This window comes from Nocardia sp. NPDC050718 (assembly GCF_040654235.1).
Taxonomy (GTDB): Bacteria; Actinomycetota; Actinomycetes; order Mycobacteriales; family Mycobacteriaceae; genus Nocardia.
Genome location: NZ_JBFAHQ010000002.1, coordinates 291,149 through 310,843, shown reverse-complemented (window position 1 = coordinate 310,843; position 19,695 = coordinate 291,149). Strand labels below are relative to the sequence as shown.

Below are 19,695 nucleotides of genomic sequence, written 5' to 3'. Positions count from 1 at the left end.
CGGCGGGTCAGTCGGTCGGCGCCGCGACGGCCGCCGCGCGCGCCTTGCGCATCTCGGTGATCTCGCGCTCGAAATCGGCTGCGCTGGTGAAGGATCGGTACACCGAGGCGAAGCGCAGGTAGGCCACCTCGTCGAGATCGCGCAGCGGACCGAGGATGGCCAGGCCCACCTCGTGGCTGGGCACCTCCGGAGAGCCCTTGGCGCGCACCGCGTCCTCGACCTGCTGGGCCAGCAGGTTGAGCGCGTCGTCGTCGACCTCGCGGCCCTGGCAGGCGCGTCGGACACCGACGATCACCTTCTCGCGGCTGAACGGTTCGGTGACACCACTGCGCTTGACCACCGACAGGATCGCGGTCTCGACGGTGGTGAACCGGCGACCGCAGGACGGACACGACCGCCTGCGGCGGATCGCCGTACCCTCCTCGACTTCACGCGAGTCGACGACTCGCGAGTCAGGGTGTCGGCAATACGGGCAATGCATCCGAGGGTTCCTTCGTCGAGGCGCACTCCATGGCACTTGACAGAATACCTGTCACTACTGCACCACCTGCCACTGCGTGGTCAGGTCCGCGATCAGCTCGGGCAACCGGGCGAACATCCGGCCCCGGGTGAGCTTGGCGGGGAAGGGTTCGGCGAAGACCGACACCGCGTGCGCCGGGTCGGCGGTGAGGTCGAGATGGCGCGGCACCAGGTCCGCGGTGATGTAGGCCCAGCGCGCGTCGCGGTCGGCCCAGTTGAAGTCGGGCAGCGGCATCCGCAGGCCGAGTCCGCCGGCGCGCACCGTCGCAGGCGCGTAGACGCCGGGTGCGCGCACGCCGGGCACGGCGGGCTTGCCCGCCACCGTGGTGACGTAGGTGAGGACCCGGCCCATGCCGTCGCGACCGGCCGCGGTGACATCCCACTGGTCGGCGACGATGTGGTTCTGTTCGCGGTCGGTCATCCGGACCAGCGAGTCCGCCCGGCCCGCCGCGGTGCCGCCGTCGATGCCCGCCCAGGCCGCGCGCATGCTGTCGTCGATCACGCCCGCGGCGAACAGTTCCTCGATGCCCGCCATCCCCTCGGCCAGGTAGACCTCGTGCTGCGGGACCAGGTCGGTGAAGATGTGCTTCTGCATGATCATCAGCCGGGTCTGGTACCAGGCGAGGTCGGCGGCGGTCAGGCGCGGGCCGTGCAGCGCCAGCCCGGTGATGTCGGCGGGCACCTCGGCCACGAGTTCGGGCGGGGTGGCCCGCAGCAGCTCGGCGACGGCGGTCCCGAGTTCGTGGATCCCGGCGACCGAGAGCACCGCGCCGATGTCACCGACGTCGAAGAAGCCGGAGGCGAAGGAGCCGCCCGCGATCCCGGCCAGGCCCGCCCAGTAGAAGTCGGGCCGGGCCGCGGCGATGCGGAAGTAGTTGACGTACACCTGGCTGAAGGTGGCCGAATTGGCGGCGACGCCGCGCGCGGGCTCCCAGGCGGCCAGATCGATGGCCGCGTTGTCGGTGGCGACCACGAGCCAATACTGGTGCAGCAGGGTCGCGTAGCGCGCGGGCGCGACGCCGTCGGCGCGCGCCTCGGCCAGGGCTTCCCGCAGCGGTGACTCAGTCAGTGGCAGTGCCGGATGCAGACCGCCGCCGAACTCGCCGTCGGCGTTGAGCGCGGGGAGATCGAGATAGCCGGTGTACGCGGGAGCCGCGCCGGCCGGTGGCGCCGCTACCGCGCCGAGGAGCAGACAGAGCAGCACAACGATCGAAGAGCGGCGCATATGACCTCGCAACCGGTAACGCCGAGGCCCCTACCCGCCTCGGTTCGGGATGCCCGTCACGGTAGCAACGCGTTCTAGTTCTGGGACGCTTTTCGGTGATGCCGTTGATCTTCCGAGCTGCCCGGACGATCCGAAAACCCTTTCTGTCCAGGACTTTTCACCCTAGTTGACTGTCCCGGACAGTCCGCCCGTTCCGGCGTCCACCGACTGCGAAATCCCGGGATTCGCCGGCTCGAACCGATCACCGAAGCTCCCGGCACGCAGGTGCGCCAGACCGAGGAAGGCCACGACGACGATCGCCGTCACCAGGGCCGCCACCGCCAGTGCGGCGAAACCGATCTGAGCCTGTTCGACCCGGCGCACCGGATGCACTCCCCCGGCCCGCCGAGTGCCGGACACGCGGTCGTACAGCGCCGCGTCGGCGCGACGGCCCGCCTGCCGCGGCCCCCGCTCAGTCCGGACGGGCTCGCGGGTGCGGCGCGGCGCTTCCGTCTGCGGCACCGTGGCGAAGGCGAGATCGAGGTCGGCGTCGACCGGCCGCGCCGACGCCGCGACGAGCACGTCGCGCGCGGCGGCCAGACCGTCGGTCCCGTACGCGGCGAACACCTCGGTGGCGGGCCCGCGCGAGATCTCGGGACGCGCCACCAGCGGCGGCGGCACCGGCGCCGGGCGACGAACAATCGAGCCGGCACCGACGCCACGCACGAGCGAGAACGGCCGTCGCGCGCGGGCGTCGCGACGACGCCGGACGATCGGCTCGGGGTAGGCGGCGTGGTCGTGGGAACGCAGGGCGCTGGTCGCTGTGCTCATCGGAAGAACCTCCGGGGTGGTGTGCTCCGCTGCTGAAGGAAGTGCTGGTGAAGCCGCTGTGTCACACATTGTTCGAACACCTGTGCGACGAACTGATGTTCGATTTCTACCACGCCGCGGAGGCGATGTCAGCACGAAACGCCCGACATGCTCGAACAGATGTTTGATACTTCGGCGTGGCACGACTAACGTCGGAAAGGCGAAATCGACCAGCGGAAGGGCGGGACACGGTGACCCACACAGACGACACGGGTGACGAAAGCGCTACCGGCACCGTCACATCGGGATCCGGTGCGGATCTCACCGTGCGTCAGCGCACGGTCCTCGACGTCATCCGCACCTCGGTGACCGAGCGTGGCTATCCGCCCAGCATCCGCGAGATCGGCGACGCGGTCGGGCTCACCTCCACCTCCTCTGTGGCGCATCAGCTGCGCGCGCTCGAGCGCAAGGGGTATCTGCGCCGCGACCCGAATCGTCCGCGCGCGGTGAACGTTCGCGGCCTGGACGAGGCGGTTCGCTCGGTGACGACCCTCCCCGTCGACGCGCCCGACGAGGTCGACGCGAGCAGGCCGACGCCGACATTCGTTCCGGTGCTCGGCCGGATCGCCGCCGGTGGGCCGATTTTGGCCGAGCAGGCCGTGGAGGACGTCTTCCCGCTCCCCCGCGAGCTCGTCGGCGACGGCTCGCTGTTCCTGCTCAAGGTCGTCGGCCAGTCCATGGTCGACGCGGCCATCTGCGACGGCGACTGGGTCGTGGTCCGGCAGCAGAACGTCGCCGAGGGTGGCGACATCGTCGCGGCCATGATCGACGGCGAGGCGACGGTGAAGACGTTCAAGCGCACCGGCAAGGACGTGTGGCTGATGCCGCACAACCCGCATTTCGAACCGATTCCGGGCAACGACGCGCAAATTCTCGGCAAGGTCGTCACCGTCATCCGCAAGATCTGAGCCGTGGCCGTGCGCGCGCTCAGTCGCGCACGGCCGCGTCCATCTCCCAGATCAGCAGTTCGGCGGCGGTCAGCGCGGTGACGCGGTGGCCGCCGGTGGCGGTCAGGCGCACGGCGTCGCCCTGCGCCAGCGCGCCGTGGTCCTCGAAGTCGACGGAGCCGCGGGCGACGAAGACGTGCCCGTAGGGTGCGTCGGGCACGGCGATCGAGTGTCCCGGGTCCAGCCGCGCCACATGGAAGGTGGCGTGCCGGTTGCCGATGCCGATCGCGGCGTCGGCACGGTGGCGCGGCATGCCGGAGGCGACGGGCATCAGGGTGTTGCGGCGCAGCGCGTCCTCGATGTCGAGTTCCTGGTAGCTCGGCCCGACGCCGGGAGTGTCCGGCGGGATCCACATCTGCACGACGTGCAGGCGCTCGCGTTCCCGGTAGCCCGCGCCGTTGCGTTCGGAGTGCCGGATGCCGGTGCCCGCGCTCATCCGCTGGGCCAGGCCCGGATGGATCACCCCGGAATGCCCGGCCGAGTCCTGGTGCACCACGGCGCCCTCCAGGACCCAGGTGAGGATCTCGGTGTCGCGGTGCTGATGGGTGTCGAAGCCCTCACCGGGGCCGACGATGTCCTCGTTGTGCACCAGCAGCAGCCCGTGCGCGTTGTCCTCGAGGACGAAATTGCCCGTCGCCGGGAAGGACTGCCGGGAGTCGAGCCAGGCGTTCCACCAGTGCGCGCGTTCCGCGCCCGGGACCACCTGTACCTGCGCCGTCGCCATCGTCGTCACCTTCCGTCATCCGGACTATGGTCCGCATAGCGGGTAACGCGGGCGGCGCCGCGGGCATTCCACGGCGCCGGCCGGCGAAGGTCAGAAGGGCAGGGCGCCGCGCAGGCGACCGATCAGGGTGCGGCCGGAGTCGCGTTCGCGTTCGTTGAACAGGAACTGGAGTTCTTCCTCGAGCCCCTTGCGCACGACATCACGCAGATCGATGGCCGCGGCGTCGAGATCGTCGGCCTCGAGCCAGGGCGCCGGGTCGATCGGCGCGCCCGCCGAGAAGTAGAACCGCTCCGGGCGGGGCAGCGGCGTCGGGCCGATGCCCTTGACCATCGGCGGATTCAGCTCGGGGTTGATGCCGAGCAGGCTGCAGGTCCAGCGCAGCGGGCGCATCACCGGGTGCTGGCCGTCGAAGACGATGTCGAACGCGTCGTCGACACCGATCATCGCCAGCGGCACGATCGGCACCCCCGCCTGGATCGCCATCCGCGCGAAGCCGGTCCGGCCCTCCCACTTGAGCACGTACTTCTCACCCTTGCGGCGGATCGCCTCCCGGCCGCCACCGGGGAACACGACCACGGCCTCGCCCCGCTCCAGCAGCGCCAGGCAGTTGTTGCGGGTGCCGCGCACCGCGCCGAAGCGATGCAGGATCTCCCGCACGCCGGGCACCATCAGCACGTGCTCGGCCAGGCCGCGCACCAAACGTCCACGCTGCCGCAGGATCTCCGGCATCAGCAACGGCGCGTCGATCCCGCCGAGCAGATTGTGGTTGGCCACGATCAATACCGGCCCCTCGGCCGGGATGTTCTCCAGACCGTAGAACCGCGGACTGGCCCACGCGCGCACAGGCGCGAACACCGCCTCGAAGGCGCGGATCTCCCACTCGCTCGGCGTCGGATTCAACGGCGCGTTGTCGGAGAGGATCCGGTCGCCCTGCTCGACCGATCCCGCCCTGTTCTCGTTCACAATTCCTGGACCCCGCTGGTCATTCGACATAACACCCTCCTGCTGTCGACAATCGACCATAGCGCCCGAAAATGGCTGTGTCGCATCGACGTTGACCGCTAACTCGCGGCAAACCCCGCTGGTCGGATCAGTTCGGCACGGCCTCCGCCGGGCCCGAGTGCGCGTACTCCGACAGGGCGGCGGCCAGCGCGTGCGGTACCCGCGCGCGGACCCTGGTGCCGCCTTCCTCGTGCTCGGAGGTGATGATCCGGCCGTCGGCGTGGATGCGCGCCAGCAGATCGCCGCGGCTGTAGGGCAGCAGCACGCTGATGTCGACATCGAGCCCGCCGAGCACCTCCGAGAGCCGCTCGCGCAGCTCCTCCACTCCGGCACCGGTCTGCGCCGAGACGAAGGCCGCGTCGGGCAGCAGCCCGCGCAGCCGGGTGAGCTCGTTCGGGTCGGCCGCGTCGATCTTGTTGACCACCAGCAGTTCCGGCGGCGCGGCGGTGCCCTGCTCCTTGATCACGTCGGTGATCACCTCGCGGACCGCCTTGATCTGCTCGAGCGGCAGCGGATCGGAACCGTCGACGACGTGCAGCAGCAGATCGGCGCCGGTGACCTCCTCCAGCGTCGAGCGGAACGCCTCGACCAGCTGGGTGGGCAGGTGCCGGACGAAGCCGACGGTGTCGGTGAACACCATCTCGCGGCCGTCGTCGAGCGCGGCCCGCCGGGTGGTCGGATCGAGGGTGGCGAACAGCGCGTCCTGCACCAGCAGGCCCGCGCCGGTGAGCGCGTTCATCAGGCTCGACTTGCCCGCGTTGGTGTAGCCGACGATCGCGATCGCGGGGACACCGCTGCCGGCGCGGCGCGCGCGCATGGTGTCGCGCGCGGTCTTCATCTCGCGGATCTCCCGGCGCAGCTTGGCCATCCGCTCGCGGATGCGGCGACGGTCGGTTTCGATCTTGGTCTCACCAGGACCACGCAGACCGACACCGCCGTTGCTGCCCGCGCGACCACCGGCCTGCCGCGACATCGACTCACCCCAGCCGCGCAGGCGGGGCAGCATGTACTCCATCTGCGCCAGCGCGACCTGGGCCTTGCCCTCGCGCGAGGTGGCGTGCTGGGCGAAGATGTCGAGGATCAGCGCGGTGCGGTCGATGACCTTCACCTTGACGACCTTCTCCAGCGCGGTCAGCTGCGCCGGAGTGAGTTCACCGTCGCAGATCACGGTGTCGGCGCCGGTCTCGAGGACCACGGTGCGCAGTTCCTCGGCCTTGCCGGAACCGATGTAGGTGGCCGGGTCGGGCTTGTCGCGGCGCTGGATCAGGCCTTCGAGGACCTCCGAGCCCGCGGTCTCGGCCAGCGCGGCCAGCTCGACCATGCTCGCCTCGGCCTGCGCGGAGCTGCCGGTGGTCCACACCCCGACCAGCACGACCCGTTCCAGGCGCAGCTGCCGGTATTCGACCTCGGTGATGTCGGTGAGTTCGGTCGACAGTCCGGCGACGCGGCGCAGCGAGGAGCGCTCGTCGAGCTGCATCTCGCCGACGGTGGGTTCGGGGGACCAGCCGGGCTGCCGCATACGGGCCGCGTGGCGGGCCAGCGCGTCGTCGACGTCGCCGCGATCGGCGGCCACGTCGGGCTCGGCCGCGGCGGTGTGCTCGGTCGAGTGGGGGTCTGTGGGGGTTTCTGGTTTCGTCATACGCCCTCTATGCTGCCACGTCACGGTGACACCGTGCATCCGGTTATCGGCGCTCCAGCGCGTCCCACCAGTCCCGCGACAGCGTGCCGGTGGCCAGCAGCACCGACGGACCGCGCAACCACGCCCGGCCCCGATCGACGGTGACCCGGACCCGGCCGCCGGGGACCCGCACGGTCACCTCGCCGGATCCGGTGCCCACCGAGACGCCGGCGGCGGTCAGCGCGGCGGCCGCGGCGGCCACGGTTCCCGTTCCGCAGGACCGGGTCTCGCCGACGCCACGTTCGTAGACGCGCATGTCGACCGCGTTGTCGGGGCCGAGGGCGGTGAGGATCTCGACATTGACCCCGTGCGGGAACAGGTCGGGATCGAAGCCGGGTGAGACGGCCAGATCCAGCTTGGCCAGCGCGTCGGCGGTGAGTCCCTCGTCGACGCAGGCCAGGTGCGGATTGCCGACATCGATGCCGATACCCGACAGCGCCCAGCCGCCCAGGGTGGCGGTGGACGGCCCGAGTTCCCGGACGACGCCCATGTCGACGGTGACCTCACCGTCGACCGGTCCGGCCGCGTGCACCACGACCGGCCGGGCGCCCGCGCGGCTGCCGACCACGAACTCGGTGCGCGATTCCAGCCCGGACGCGGCGAGGTAGTGCGCGAACACTCGCACGCCGTTGCCGCACATCTCGGCGATCGAGCCGTCGGCGTTGCGGTAGTCCATGAACCAGTCGGCGGCGGCGACGCCCTCGGGGAGGGCGGCGAGGACACCCGCCTCGACCAGCGCGCCCGCCGTCGCGACCCGCAGCACGCCGTCGGCGCCGAGACCGCGCTGCCGATCGCACAGCGCGGCGATCCGGTCGACGGTCAGGTCGAGCCGGACCTGCGGGTCGGGCAGCACCACGAAATCGTTCTGGGTGCCGTGGCCTTTGCTGAATTCGATGTCGGACACGTCGTTATTCTCCCCTGCGCCGCCGGGGGCCGCGTTACCGGGCGAAGGTGCGCCGCTGGCGGGCGATCTCGTACAGGCTGATCGCGCCCGCCGACGGCGCGCCCAGCGAGCTGGCGGTGCCACCGATCGGGATGGTCACCAGGTCGTCGCACGCCTCGGCCCAGGCCGAGCTCATCCCGGTGGTCTCGTTGCCGACCACCAGGATCGTGGCCTCGGTGAAGTCGTAGTCGTAGATGGTGCTCGGCGCGTCCTCGTCGGTGCCCACGATGCGGGTCGGGATGCCGCGGGCCACCTGGCGGTCGCGGAACTCGAGCACCTGGGCGGGCCCGGCCGCGCGCAGCACGGGGACCGCGAACAACGAGCCGGTGGAGGCGCGCACGGCCTGCGGGTCGAACTGGTCGGCTCCGTGGCCGGTGACGATCACGCCCGACGCGCCGAAGGCGTCCGCCGAGCGGATCAGCGTGCCCAGGTTGCCCGGCGAGTTCGGGCGATCGAACACGACCACGACCGGCGCGTCCTCGCCCGGTTCGCCCGGCGTGTAGTCGGCCAGGTCCGGCTGGCGCGACACCGCGACCGCGACGATCTCCGGCACGCTCGCCGCCTTCTCCCCCAGCTCGGCCATCAGCTCGGGCACCAGCCCGACCTGTGGCACGTCGGCCGTGTCGAGCACCTCGCGCGCCCAGCTGGACAGTTCGGGGGTGCCCAGCCGGTAGAGCAGGGTCTCCAGCGGCCAGTCGTTGGCCAGCGCCTGGGTGATCGGACGCACGCCCTGCACGAGGAACCGGCCGTCACGATGACGTTTCGTCCGGTTGTTGAGGTAGGCCTGCCACACCTGCACCGAGGCGTTGCGGGTACTCACTCGTCGCGTCACTGCGCTGTCCGTCCTGTCGGGTCTGTTCGGTGCGTGGAGAGCAGGGCCAGCGCGGTCGCGGCGAGCTCGGGATCGGCGCCGTCGACCCAGGCCACCCGGGGATCGCGGCGGAACCACGACCGCTGCCTGCGCACGTACCGGCGGGTGCCGATCAGGGTGCGCTCGCGGGCGTGGGCGAGGTCGTACTCACCGTCGAGATGGGCCAGCACCTGGGCGTAGCCGATCGCGCGACGGGCGGTCTGGCCTGCGCGCAGGCCGACCTCGAGCAGCCCGCGCACCTCCTCGACCAGACCGGTGTCGAACATGAGGGCCGTGCGGGCCTCGATGCGGGCGTCCAGCGCGGCGGTCTCCCGGTCGACGCCGAGGATGACGGTGTCCCAGCGCGGCGTGCCGATGGTCGGCGCCGAGGCGGCGAACGGCTGCCCGGTCAGCTCGACGACCTCGAGCGCGCGCACCATCCGCCTGCCGTCGGTGGGCAGGATGGTGGCGGCCGCGACCGGATCGGCCGCGCGCAACGCGGCGTGCACGGCCACCACACCGCCCTCGGCCAGCAGCGTCTCCCAGCGGGCGCGGACCGCCGGGTCGGTGGCCGGGAAATCCCACTGGTCCAGCAGCGCCTGCACGTACATCATCGAGCCCCCGACGATGACCGGGGTGCGCCCGCGCGCCGTGATGTCCGCGACGACGGCGCTCGCGGCGCTCTGGTAGGCGGCGACCGTCGCGGTCTCGGTGACGTCGAGGACGTCGAGCAGATGATGCGGGATGCCCCGGCGCTGGTCCGGCGGCAGTTTCGCGGTGCCGACGTCCATGCCGCGGTAGAGCTGCATCGCGTCGATGTTGACGATCTCGCCGTCGAGGCGTTCGGCCAGGTCGAGCGCCAGATCGGACTTGCCGGTGGCGGTGGGGCCGACGACCGCGATGGGGCGCCCCGGCCTGCTCGTCACTCGCCGCTACCTTCCTGCCCACCGGGTTCCCACACGCTCACGTCGTAGCCGACACCATAGGGTGCGCCCTGATAGAGGGTACGCACCCGGGGATCGGCCGGATCGGCGGCGAACAGACCGCCGAGTACCTGGTAGGCGGCCCGGCCGTCGAGCAGCAGCTGCGCGCACAGCGCGGGGTCGAGCGTGGCCAGACCGGCGCGCGAGCCGTCGCGCAGCGCGGCGTCGAGCGCGTCCTGGACCGGTGCCGCACGCTCGTCCAGGTAGCCGGGCGCCCCGACCGTCAGCGTCGCCGCGCCATCGGCGACGACGAGCACCGCGTGCGGAGCGGGATCGGCGTCGAGCGCGGCCCGCAGCGCCGCGCCCGCGCGGACGCAGTCCGCCGGCGAGGTGTCGGCGGCGAGCAGCCGCGCCGTCGCCGAGATCCCGGGTGCGACCCGCTCGCGCAACCATCCGGCGACCAGCACCGGCAGCGGAAGCTGGGGGTCTGCTGGGACCGGATCCGGGCCCGCCGGGCCGAGCCCGACGACGACGTCGGCGCCGAAACCACGGAACGTCCCTCTGGTCGTGGCCGCGAAGTTCTGGTCGTGCGCGCCGACGCCGAGGACCGTCCAGCGGTCGGCCGAGGCGGCGAGCGCGGCCGCGGCGTCGAGGGCGGCGGCGCGCAGCACCGCGGTCGGGTCGTCGGGATCGCTTTCGGCCGCCACCGGGCGCCCGCACAGTTCGGGCACCAGCATCGGCGGCGACGGGACCAGGGCCGCTATCGAGAACACCGGGTAACCGTAGCCGGAGCGCGGGTGGGGGGCCGCACCAGCCGCACCGCGACGAGGGAGGCGTCTGCGAGTGTCCGGCGCGGTGATGCCCACCGAGATTGCTAGTGTTTTCAGGTGCGACTACCCACGTCGTCCGGGACGAAATCCCAGGAAATCCGGCATCCGATCGCTCGGATCGATGGTTTCCTCGGCTCCGACCGGGTTCAATGGGATGTGCTAGGGCGTAACCAGGCAGCCGTGACGCGCGGCAGGGACGGAGAGCAATGACCGACAGCAACGGAACCGCGAAGCCCACCCCCGGTCCGGGCCCGCGACCGTCCGGTACCCCCAAGCCCGGCGGAAAGTCTCCGCGTCCGCCGAAGCCTCACGCCGTGAAACCGGCGCCGGGCCCCGATCAACCGCATCCGCACGCGGTGGTCGTGCCGACGGTGACCGACCCCAGCAAGTGGGGCCGCGTCGACGAGGACGGCACCGCGTGGGTCAAGACCGCCGACGGCGAGCGGATCATCGGGTCCTGGCAGGCGGGCGACGCCGCCGAGGGGCTCGAGCACTTCGGCCGCCGCTTCGACGACCTGGCCACCGAGGTCGCGCTGCTCGAGGCCAGGCTGGCCGCGGGCGCCGACGCCCGCAAGACCAAGGCCGCCGCGCTGACGATCGCCGAGTCGCTGCCGACCGCGGCCGTCATCGGCGACATCGACGGTCTGGCCGCGCGCCTACAGGCGATCGCCGAGCACTCCGAGGAAGCCGCCGCGCACGCCAAGGAAGAGAAGGAGCGCGCCCGGCACGAGCACACCGAGCGCAAGGAAGCCCTCGCCGCCGAGGCCGAGCAGATCGCCGCCGAGTCCACCCAGTGGAAGCACGCGGGCGACCGGCTGCGCGAGATCCTCGACGAGTGGAAGTCCATCCGCGGGGTCGACCGCAAGGTCGACGACGCCCTGTGGAAGCGCTACTCCAAGGCCCGCGAGGCGTTCAACCGCCGCCGCGGCGCGCACTTCGCCGAGCTCGACCGCGAGCGCGCCTCGGCCAAGACGCGCAAGGAAGAGCTGTGCGTGCGCGCCGAGGAGCTGTCCGGCTCCACCGACTGGACCGGCACGGCCGCGGTGTTCCGCGACCTGCTCACCGAGTGGAAGGCGGCGGGCCGCGCTCCGCGCGAGGCCGACGAGGCGCTGTGGCGGCGGTTCAAGAGCGCCCAGGACGTGTTCTTCGCCGCCCGCAACGCGGCGGTCTCCGAGCGCGACGCCGAGTTCGAGCACAACGCCACCGCCAAGCAGGAGCTGCTGCGCGCCTACGAGCACATCGACCCGGCCGCCGGGCTCGACGCCGCCCGCAACGCGCTGCGCGAACTGCAGGACAAGTGGGACGCCGTCGGCAAGGTGCCGCGCGAGCGCATGCAGGAGCTGGAAGGCAAGCTGCGCGCGATCGAGAAGCGCGTGCGCGACGCCGCCGACCAGCAGTGGCGGCGCACCGATCCGGAGGCCGTGGCGCGCGCCGCGCAGTTCCGCGAGCGGGTCGCCCAGTTCGAGGAGCAGGCCGCCAAGGCCACCGCGGCGGGCAAGAAGCGCGACGCGGAGAAGGCGCTCGAGCAGGCCAAGCAGTGGCGGGAATGGGCCGAGGCCGCCGAAGGCGCGGTCAGCAACCGCTGAGACAGCAAGAAACCCCCGACCGGTCCGGTCGGGGGTTTCTTCGTTCGGGGACTACTCTTCGCCGGTCAGGCGCTTGCGGTCACGTTCCTCCGCCTCGCGCGCGGCGTTGCGGCGCTGTTCCTCGGCGGCGAGCTGCACGGCGGTCCGGCTCCAGACGACGCGGATCCAGTGGAAGGTGAGCACCATGATCGCGATCGTGCCCAGGATCAGGCCGATGCCGGGGCCCGCGCCCTCGTAGTTGCCCAGGCCCGGGGTCTGCCGGTGCCAGATCGACAGCACGCCGAACACGCTGGCGACCGCCGAACCGGCGCAGGCCAGCCAGGCCAGCACCCAGCGGCGGGTGGTCAGCGCGAGCAGCGAGAAGCCGACGCCGAAGACGATGACCAGCCAGACGAAGATCCGCGACGGCAGGCCGATGTGCTCGACGCCCGCGGCGTCGGTGTTCAGCAGCACGTCGAAGCCGCGCGCGGTGCCCGCCGTCGGCAGCACCAGGGAGATCAGCAGCGCGAAGACCGCGCCCGCCACGACCAGCGCCCGCGCGCCGGGATCGATCTCGCCGGCGATGCGGCGTTCCACCGCGTCGAGTTCACCGCGGAACTGTTCGAATTCCTTGTCGTCCACCCGGTTCACCGCGTCATCGCTCCTGTCCGCAGGCTGCTCGTTGCTGGTCTCGTGTGCGCCGGGCTCTACTGTGCCATCCCCGTCAGCGCCACCGGCACCCGACCCACTACGTCCGGTAGTAGATTCGGGTTCCTCCGGCGTCGCGGTCACGAGCAGCCGGTCGAGCAGCCACTGCTGACCGGCTCGACCGCGGGCGCGCCGATCCGCGGCAGCCCGAGGCCGACGCCGATCGGTTCGGTCTTCGGCGTCACGCCGCGCTCGTGCGCGTCGCCCGCCCTGGTGCGCCGGTGCGACTTCACCACGCCGTCGGCGATCAGGTGGTGCGGCGCGGCCTCGGTGATGTCGACGACGACGAGGTCGCCCGGCCGGATCCCCGCGTCGGCGCCGGGCCGGAAGTGCACCAGCCTGCCGTCGCGCGCGCGGCCGCTCATCCGGGCGGTGGCGGCGTTCTTCTTGCCCGCGCCGTCGGCGACGAGCAGCTCCACCTCGGTGCCGATCAGTGCCTGATTGGCCTCCAGCGAGACCTGCTCCTGCAGCGCGATCAGCCGGTCGTAGCGCTCCTGCACGACGGCTTTGGGCAGCTGGTCGGGCAGCTCGGCGGCGGGTGTCCCCGGCCGCTTGGAGTACTGGAAGGTGTAGGCGCTGGTGAACCGCGCCCGGCGCACGACGTCCAGGGTCTCCTGGAAGTCCTCCTCGGTCTCCCCGGGGAAGCCGACGATGATGTCGGTGGTGATCGAGGCGTGCGGCATCGCGGCGCGCACCTTGTCGATGATCCCGAGGAAGCGCTCCTTGCGGTAGGAGCGGCGCATCGCCTTGAGCACCCGGTCCGACCCGGATTGCAGCGGCATGTGCAGCTGTGGGCACACGGTCGGGGTCTGCGCCATCGCCTCGATGACGTCGTCGGTGAACTCGGCCGGGTGCGGGGAGGTGAACCGCACCCGCTCCAGGCCCTCGATCTGCCCGGTCGCGCGCAGCAGCTGGGCGAAGGCCCCGCGATCGCGCGGCTGCTCCGGGTCGACGAAGTTCACGCCGTAGGAGTTGACGTTCTGGCCGAGCAGCGTCACCTCGAGCACACCCTGGTCGACCAGGGCCTGCACCTCGGCGAGCACGTCACCGGGGCGGCGGTCGACCTCCTTGCCGCGCAGCGCGGGCACGATACAGAAGGTGCAGGTGTTGTTGCAGCCCACCGAGATCGACACCCAGCCCGCATAGGCCGATTCCCGCTTGGCGGGCAGCGTCGAGGGGAACGCCTCGAGCGATTCCAGGATCTCGACCTGGGCTTCCTCGTTGTGCCTTGCCCGCTCGAGCAGCACCGGCAGCGAGCCGATGTTGTGCGTGCCGAACACCACGTCGACCCAGGGCGCCTTGCGCACGACGGTCTCGCGGTCCTTCTGCGCCAGGCAGCCGCCGACGGCGATCTGCATGCCGGGCCTGCCCTGCTTGACCGGCGCCAGGTGCCCGAGGGTGCCGTAGAGCTTGTTGTCGGCGTTCTCGCGCACCGCGCAGGTGTTGAACACCACCAGGTCGGGGGTGTCCGAGGGCGCCGCCTTCACATAGCCCGCGTCTTCGAGCAGGCCGGACAAGCGTTCGGAGTCGTGTACGTTCATCTGGCAGCCGAAGGTGCGGACCTCGTAACTGCGCGTCTGCGTCTGCGCGCGCTCCGTCGCGTTCTGTCCGTTCGAATCCACCCGTCCAGGGTACGGGCCGCACCCGAGGTGGTCTGCGTCGCGTCCGGGAGTCGCCCGTGGTACCGGCAGGTTACCGGCCGGTGTCGTTTCGGCGTGCCGTTGCGGCGAGTCACGGAAAGCCGGGCAAATCTCCGAAGAACGCCTAAGGTTTCTGACCATGACCGACGACGCCGCACCCGCGACCGGGAAAGCCGACGCCGCAGCCACTGCTGGCGCGCCGCCGATGATCTCGATGCGCAACGTGGACAAACACTTCGGTGATCTCCACGTTCTGCGCCACATCAACCTGGAAGTTCCGCGCGGGCAGGTCGTGATCGTCCTGGGCCCCTCGGGCTCGGGCAAGTCCACCCTGTGCCGCACGATCAACCGGCTCGAACCGATCGACTCCGGCGACATCGCCGTCGACGGTGTCGCCCTGCCCGCCGAAGGCAAGGCGCTGGCCGCGCTGCGCGCCGAGGTCGGCATGGTGTTCCAGTCGTTCAATCTGTTCGCGCACAAGACGATCCTCGAGAACGTCATGCTCGCGCCGCTGAAGGTCCGCGGCATCAAGAAGGACGACGCGCGCAAGAACGCGCTCGCCCTGCTGGACCGGGTCGGCATCGCCAACCAGGCCGAGAAGTACCCGGCGCAGCTCTCGGGTGGTCAGCAGCAGCGCGTGGCCATCGCCCGCTCGCTCGCGATGGACCCGAAGGTCATGCTCTTCGACGAGCCCACCTCGGCGCTGGACCCGGAGATGGTCAACGAGGTGCTCGAGGTGATGGTCTCGCTCGCCAAGGAGGGCATGACGATGCTCGTCGTGACCCACGAGATGGGCTTCGCCCGCCGGGCGGGCGATCGCGTGCTGTTCATGGCCGACGGCGAGATCGTCGAGGACACCGCGCCCGAGACCTTCTTCACCGCGCCCGCCTCGGACCGTGCCAAGGACTTCCTCGGCAAAATTCTCAGTCACTGACCATCCACCCATCACCAGGAGAAGGACACTCGATGAGGATCAATCGTGCGATGCGGGTCGGAATCGGCGCCGCGGCACTGGCATTGGCTGCCACGCTCACCGCGGGCTGCGGCGGCGGTGACGAGGGGTCGGTGCTCGACCACGCCAAGGACGGCAAGCTGACCGTCGGCATCAAGTTCGACCAGCCGGGCCTCGGCCTGCGCAACACCGACGGCACCTACAGCGGGTTCGACGTCGAGGTGGCCAAGTACGTCGCCGACAAGCTGGGCGTGAAGCCGGAGAACATCACCTTCAAGGAGTCGCCGTCGGCGCAGCGCGAGACGCTGCTCGAGAACGGTCAGGTCGACTACGTCGTCGCGACCTACTCGATCACCGACAAGCGCAAGGAGAAGGTCGACTTCGCCGGCCCGTACTACATCGCCGGCCAGGACCTGCTGGTGCGCGCCGACAACACCGACATCACCGGCCCGGACTCGCTCGCGGGCAAGAAGGTCTGCTCGGTCAAGGGCTCCACCCCGGCGCAGAACATCAAGGACAAGTACCCGCAGGCGCAGCTGCAGACCTACGACACGTACTCGCTGTGCATCGAGGCGCTGCGTGGCGGCGCGATGGACGCGGTCACCACCGACAACGTGATCCTCGCCGGTTACGCCGCGCAGTCGCCGGGCTCCTACAAGCTCGTCAACAAGCCCTTCACCACCGAGAAGTACGGCATCGGTATCAAGAAGGGCGAGTCCGAGGCGCGCACCAAGATCAACGACGCGATCGAGGCGATGATCGCCGACGGTTCGTGGAAGGCCGCGCTGGAGAAGTCCTTCGCGGGCACCGGTTTCGCGATCCCGCAGCCGCCGACCGTCGACCGCTACTGATCACCTCCGCGATGGCGGCCCGGGACGTCCCGGGCCGCCATCGCGGGTGAAGTCCTGCTGACCCTTCCACATCGATCGGAGGACGCGCGTCCGTGTTCGACCTGATCTCGAGGTACGACTCCGAAATCCTCGACGCCTTCTGGGTGACCATCAAGCTGACGTTCTTCTCCGCGATCGGCGCGCTGGTCCTCGGCACCCTCGTCGCCGGCATGCGCGTGTCCCCCATCCCGGTCGCGCGCTGGGTCGGCTCCGTCTACGTCTCGATCTTCCGCAACACCCCGCTGACGCTGATCATCGTGTTCTGCTCGCTCGGCCTCTACACCACGCTGGGCTGGAAGCTGGCCGGTGATTCGCTGGCGGACAACAACTATCGCTGGGCGATCGTCGGCCTGAGCGTCTACACGGCGGCGTTCGTCTGCGAGTCGCTGCGCGCGGGCATCAACACGGTGCCGCTCGGCCAGTCCGAGGCGGGCCGCTCGCTCGGCTTCGGCTTCGCGCAGAACCTGCGCCTGGTGGTGCTGCCGCAGGCCTTCCGCGCGGTCATCGCCCCGCTGGGCAGCGTGCTGATCGCCCTGACGAAGAACTCGACCATCGCCTCGGTGATCGGCGTCGGCGAGGCCGCGTTCCTGATGAGCGAGATGAACGAGAACGAGGCCGCGCTGCTCGCGATCGGCGCGATCTTCGCCCTCGGGTTCGTCATTCTCACCCTGCCGACCGGCCTGTTCTTCGGCTGGCTGGCCAAGCGATTCGAGGTAGCCCGATGAGCGCAGCGTCGGTCCTGTTCGACGCGCCGGGCCCCCGCGCGCGCGTCCGGCATCACTTCTACTCGGTCCTGGTCGTCGTCGCGCTGGCCGCCTTCGGCTGGCTGCTCTACGACGCGTTCGCCGAGCAGGGCCAGTTCACCGCCGAGAAATGGAAGCCGTTCCTGGAAGCGGGTGTCTGGGAGACCTACCTGCTGCCGGGTCTGCGGGGCACGCTGACCGCGGCGGTCATCTCGATCGTGTTCGCGCTGATCTTCGGCATGATCTTCGGCATCCTGCGGTTGTCGGACCACAAGTGGGTCCGCTGGATCGCGGGCGCGATCGTCGAGCTGGCCAGGGCGATCCCCGTGCTGATCCTGATGATCTTCCTGTTCGCCGTGTTCGGCGAGTACAAGGTCTTCCGGTCCGACGATCTGGCGCTGGCCGCGGTCGTCATCGCGCTGGTCATCTACAACGCCTCGGTCATCGCCGAGATCGTGCGCGCGGGCATCCGGTCGCTGCCCAAGGGCCAGACCGAGGCCGCGGTGGCGCTGGGCATGCGCAAGACCCAGCTGATGCGCCTGATCCTGCTGCCGCAGGCGGTCACGGCGATGCTGCCCGCCCTGGTCTCGCAGATGGTGGTGGTGCTCAAGGACACCGCGCTGGGCTACCAGATCACCTATGTGGAACTGGTGCGCGCCGGTCAGCAGGAGGGTGCCGCGCAGCAGAACACCATCCCCGCGCTCATGGTCGTGGCGCTGATCATGATCTCGCTGAACCTGGCGCTGACCTTCCTGGCGACCACGCTGGAGAAGCGGCTGCGGTCGCGGCGCAAGAAGGGCGGCGGTGCCGTGGTCGCCGCCGACTCGATCGTCACCGACGCCGCGCCCGGCGTGGACATCACCAAGAACTAGCTCGACGACGACCCACCGCGGGGCCCGGTCCGGACGGATCGGGCCCCGCGGTGTGTTCGTCAGTCTTCGCCGAGGAGACCGAATTCGCGCAGCAGCGGCCCGATCTCGGTGTCGTCGAGCTTCTTCAGCAACCGGTGGCGGACGAAATCCGGCCCGGGCAGGCTCATCTCCTCGCCGTCGCGCAGGCGGCTGGTGGCGGCCAGCAGCGACCGGATGTCGTAGGTGGAGGCGAACACCTCCGGCACCCCGCGCTCGATGTCGAGCAGCCGGTAGGCCGCCTCCATGCCGGTGCGCACCGAGTACTCGGTGGTGAAGATGCAGTCGCGGGTGGTCTCGGCGAACTGGCCGATGAAGGCGAAGTTCACCGCGCCCGCGGGCACCACCTCGGGCCGGTCGCCCGCCTGGCGGGGCATGAAGAACGCCGTCACGTACGGCATCATCACCGGCACGCAGGTCGCGGCGTCGGCGGCCATCTCCGGGATCTCCGCCTCGGGCACGCCCAGGTGGTAGAGCCATTCCTGGGTGATCTCCGCACCCGTGCAGTCCTGCATCGGCTTCTTCACGAAATCGCCCGGCTTGTCGACGAACAGCGCGTACACCCACACCACGATCTGGTCGGCGGGCTGCTGTTTGAAATGCGGTTGCCGGTTCACCGTCCAGCTCATCAGCCAGGACGAATCCCGCACCGTCACGATGCCGCCGGTGACCACCTTGCCGCTGAACGGGTCACGCTTGCAGATCTTCTGAATGTAGCGCGGGATGCGTTCGTCGAGGGTGGTGACCGTGGCCGATTCCCATTTGGTCTCCGGGATGTGGCCGCCGAAGACGTCGGGATGCCCGAACGCGGGGTCCTTGGCCGCGATGCGCCGCCACAGATCCCAGGCCGGGGCCGGGCCCTCGTCGAGCTTCGCCGGGGTGTGCTGATCGCCCTCGTCGGAGTTCTCGGTGAGCGAGCCGATGGTGACGAACAGCAGGTCGTCGGCGGTGAGATCGACGCCGCCGTCGACGCCGTCGGACACCCAGTGCAGCCGGGTGGCCTGCTTGCGCGGCCCGCTGATGTCGAAATCGACGTCGGTGACCTCGGTGTCGAAGCGGAACCGCACCCCTTGGTCGAGCAGCCATCGGTACAGCGGCAGCACCAGCGACTCGTACTGGTTGTACTTGGTGAACTTCAGCGCCGAGAAGTCCGGCAGGCCGCCGATGTGGTGGATGAACCGGTGCAGGTACAGCTTCATCTCGAGCGCGCTGTGCCATTCCTCGAACGCGAACATGGTGCGCCAGTACAGCCAGAAGTTGCTGGCCAGGAAGTCCGGGCCGAACACCTCGTCGATGCGCTTGTTCTCCATCTGCTCGCGGGTGGCGAGGAACACCTTCACGATGTCCTTCTGCGCGCGGTCGGTGAGGGTGAACAGGCCGTCGGTGTGCGCGTCCTGGCCGCGTTTCACGGTGGCGCGCTGCAACGAGAAGTTGGGGTCGTCCTTGTTGAGCCAGTAGAACTCGTCGAGCACGCTGGCGCCATCGATCTCGATCGAGGGCACCGAACGGTAGAGATCCCACAGACATTCGAAGTGGTTCTCCATCTCGCGCCCACCGCGGATGACGAACCCCTTCTTCGGTTCCCTGATGCCGTCGAGCGCACCGCCGGGCAGTGCCAGCCGTTCCAGGACGGTGATCCGGTCCCCGGGCAGCTGCCCGTCCCTGATCAGGAAGGCCGCGCCCGACAGCGATGCCAGGCCGGCCCCGACGAACCAGGCCGACTTGCGGTCCACCCCTTCGGGTTTGCGCGGACGGGCGAACGCTTCGTAGTTACCACTGCTGTAGTACATCCGACTCCT

At 70.3% G+C, this 19,695-nt stretch carries 19 protein-coding genes; 6 read left to right on the top strand and 13 right to left on the bottom strand.

Annotation, left to right across the window (positions count from 1 at the left end):
• Positions 1-7: 7 nt before the first annotated feature.
• From nrdR to AB0H54_RS10885, 3 genes are all read right to left on the bottom strand, one after another.
• On the bottom strand, positions 8-481 hold the full coding sequence (gene nrdR, locus AB0H54_RS10895) for a transcriptional regulator NrdR (protein ID WP_355277642.1): 474 nt from the start codon (positions 479-481) through the stop codon (positions 8-10).
• A 54-nt stretch (positions 482-535) separates the two neighbouring features.
• The gene (locus AB0H54_RS10890; protein ID WP_357344672.1) at positions 536-1,744 is read right to left on the bottom strand and encodes a hypothetical protein; all 1,209 of its coding nucleotides are present in this window, start codon (positions 1,742-1,744) and stop codon (positions 536-538) included.
• A gap of 162 nt (positions 1,745-1,906) precedes the next feature.
• A complete protein-coding gene (locus AB0H54_RS10885; RefSeq protein WP_357344670.1) occupies positions 1,907-2,554 on the bottom strand; it encodes a hypothetical protein in 648 nt (215 codons plus the stop codon).
• A 230-nt stretch (positions 2,555-2,784) separates the two neighbouring features.
• Here AB0H54_RS10885 and lexA point away from each other — a divergent pair, with 230 nt between their 5' ends.
• Complete coding sequence (lexA, locus tag AB0H54_RS10880; protein WP_355277648.1) at positions 2,785-3,501, top strand: transcriptional repressor LexA; 717 nt, start codon at positions 2,785-2,787, stop codon at positions 3,499-3,501.
• A 19-nt stretch (positions 3,502-3,520) separates the two neighbouring features.
• On the opposite strand, the gene AB0H54_RS10875 is transcribed toward lexA, so the two are convergent.
• The 7 genes from AB0H54_RS10875 to AB0H54_RS10845 form a co-directional block, all read right to left on the bottom strand.
• Positions 3,521-4,264 (bottom strand): pirin family protein, encoded by a 744-nt coding sequence (locus tag AB0H54_RS10875; protein ID WP_357344668.1) that lies wholly within the window; start codon positions 4,262-4,264, stop codon positions 3,521-3,523.
• A 90-nt stretch (positions 4,265-4,354) separates the two neighbouring features.
• Positions 4,355-5,227 (bottom strand): lysophospholipid acyltransferase family protein, encoded by an 873-nt coding sequence (locus AB0H54_RS10870; RefSeq protein WP_357344666.1) that lies wholly within the window; start codon positions 5,225-5,227, stop codon positions 4,355-4,357.
• A gap of 127 nt (positions 5,228-5,354) precedes the next feature.
• The gene (hflX, locus tag AB0H54_RS10865; protein ID WP_355277849.1) at positions 5,355-6,785 is read right to left on the bottom strand and encodes a GTPase HflX; all 1,431 of its coding nucleotides are present in this window, start codon (positions 6,783-6,785) and stop codon (positions 5,355-5,357) included.
• A 163-nt stretch (positions 6,786-6,948) separates the two neighbouring features.
• Positions 6,949-7,839: a diaminopimelate epimerase gene (gene dapF / locus AB0H54_RS10860; protein ID WP_357345703.1), complete on the bottom strand. Its 891-nt coding sequence runs from the start codon at positions 7,837-7,839 to the stop codon at positions 6,949-6,951.
• Between the two features lie 43 nt (positions 7,840-7,882).
• On the bottom strand, positions 7,883-8,707 hold the full coding sequence (locus tag AB0H54_RS10855) for a TrmH family RNA methyltransferase (RefSeq protein WP_357344664.1): 825 nt from the start codon (positions 8,705-8,707) through the stop codon (positions 7,883-7,885).
• A gap of 8 nt (positions 8,708-8,715) precedes the next feature.
• Positions 8,716-9,663: a tRNA (adenosine(37)-N6)-dimethylallyltransferase MiaA gene (miaA, locus tag AB0H54_RS10850; RefSeq protein WP_357344662.1), complete on the bottom strand. Its 948-nt coding sequence runs from the start codon at positions 9,661-9,663 to the stop codon at positions 8,716-8,718.
• Entirely contained in the window at positions 9,660-10,433 is a 774-nt protein-coding gene (locus AB0H54_RS10845) for a hypothetical protein (RefSeq protein ID WP_357344660.1), read from the bottom strand. Before AB0H54_RS10845 ends, miaA begins: the two co-directional genes overlap by 4 nt.
• 263 nt (positions 10,434-10,696) lie before the next feature.
• Here AB0H54_RS10845 and AB0H54_RS10840 point away from each other — a divergent pair, with 263 nt between their 5' ends.
• A complete protein-coding gene (locus AB0H54_RS10840) occupies positions 10,697-12,076 on the top strand; it encodes a DUF349 domain-containing protein (RefSeq protein ID WP_357344658.1) in 1,380 nt (459 codons plus the stop codon).
• A 51-nt stretch (positions 12,077-12,127) separates the two neighbouring features.
• Here the strand turns inward: AB0H54_RS10840 and AB0H54_RS10835 are convergent, their stop codons facing one another.
• Together AB0H54_RS10835 and miaB are read right to left on the bottom strand one after the other, a co-directional pair.
• A complete protein-coding gene (locus AB0H54_RS10835; RefSeq protein ID WP_357344656.1) occupies positions 12,128-12,706 on the bottom strand; it encodes a hypothetical protein in 579 nt (192 codons plus the stop codon).
• A gap of 137 nt (positions 12,707-12,843) precedes the next feature.
• The gene (miaB, locus tag AB0H54_RS10830; RefSeq protein WP_357344654.1) at positions 12,844-14,385 is read right to left on the bottom strand and encodes a tRNA (N6-isopentenyl adenosine(37)-C2)-methylthiotransferase MiaB; all 1,542 of its coding nucleotides are present in this window, start codon (positions 14,383-14,385) and stop codon (positions 12,844-12,846) included.
• Between the two features lie 223 nt (positions 14,386-14,608).
• Here miaB and AB0H54_RS10825 point away from each other — a divergent pair, with 223 nt between their 5' ends.
• The 4 genes from AB0H54_RS10825 to AB0H54_RS10810 all read left to right on the top strand — a co-directional run bounded on the left by AB0H54_RS10825 (position 14,609) and on the right by AB0H54_RS10810 (position 17,860).
• Positions 14,609-15,337, top strand: coding sequence for an amino acid ABC transporter ATP-binding protein (locus AB0H54_RS10825; protein ID WP_355277854.1), 729 nt, complete (start codon positions 14,609-14,611; stop codon positions 15,335-15,337).
• A gap of 32 nt (positions 15,338-15,369) precedes the next feature.
• The gene (locus AB0H54_RS10820) at positions 15,370-16,206 is read left to right on the top strand and encodes a glutamate ABC transporter substrate-binding protein (protein ID WP_355277667.1); all 837 of its coding nucleotides are present in this window, start codon (positions 15,370-15,372) and stop codon (positions 16,204-16,206) included.
• Positions 16,207-16,298: 92 nt separating this feature from the next.
• Complete coding sequence (locus tag AB0H54_RS10815) at positions 16,299-16,970, top strand: amino acid ABC transporter permease (protein ID WP_355277669.1); 672 nt, start codon at positions 16,299-16,301, stop codon at positions 16,968-16,970.
• The gene (locus AB0H54_RS10810) at positions 16,967-17,860 is read left to right on the top strand and encodes an amino acid ABC transporter permease (RefSeq protein WP_355277672.1); all 894 of its coding nucleotides are present in this window, start codon (positions 16,967-16,969) and stop codon (positions 17,858-17,860) included. Before AB0H54_RS10815 ends, AB0H54_RS10810 begins: the two co-directional genes overlap by 4 nt.
• A gap of 59 nt (positions 17,861-17,919) precedes the next feature.
• Here AB0H54_RS10810 and AB0H54_RS10805 read toward each other — a convergent pair whose 3' ends face one another.
• A complete protein-coding gene (locus AB0H54_RS10805; protein ID WP_357344651.1) occupies positions 17,920-19,686 on the bottom strand; it encodes an oleate hydratase in 1,767 nt (588 codons plus the stop codon).
• Between the last annotated feature and the right edge of the window lie 9 nt (positions 19,687-19,695).

Coding starts and splice junctions, on each gene's coding strand:
- AB0H54_RS10840 (WP_357344658.1), top strand. CDS start 10,697: ATGACCGACAGCAACGGAACCGCGAAGCCCACCCCCGGTCCGGGCCCG.
- AB0H54_RS10825 (WP_355277854.1), top strand. CDS start 14,609: ATGATCTCGATGCGCAACGTGGACAAACACTTCGGTGATCTCCACGTT.
- AB0H54_RS10875 (WP_357344668.1), bottom strand. CDS start 4,264: ATGGCGACGGCGCAGGTACAGGTGGTCCCGGGCGCGGAACGCGCGCAC.
- nrdR (WP_355277642.1), bottom strand. CDS start 481: ATGCATTGCCCGTATTGCCGACACCCTGACTCGCGAGTCGTCGACTCG.
- AB0H54_RS10810 (WP_355277672.1), top strand. CDS start 16,967: ATGAGCGCAGCGTCGGTCCTGTTCGACGCGCCGGGCCCCCGCGCGCGC.
- AB0H54_RS10820 (WP_355277667.1), top strand. CDS start 15,370: ATGAGGATCAATCGTGCGATGCGGGTCGGAATCGGCGCCGCGGCACTG.
- AB0H54_RS10805 (WP_357344651.1), bottom strand. CDS start 19,686: ATGTACTACAGCAGTGGTAACTACGAAGCGTTCGCCCGTCCGCGCAAA.
- hflX (WP_355277849.1), bottom strand. CDS start 6,785: ATGCGGCAGCCCGGCTGGTCCCCCGAACCCACCGTCGGCGAGATGCAG.
- AB0H54_RS10885 (WP_357344670.1), bottom strand. CDS start 2,554: ATGAGCACAGCGACCAGCGCCCTGCGTTCCCACGACCACGCCGCCTAC.
- AB0H54_RS10890 (WP_357344672.1), bottom strand. CDS start 1,744: ATGCGCCGCTCTTCGATCGTTGTGCTGCTCTGTCTGCTCCTCGGCGCG.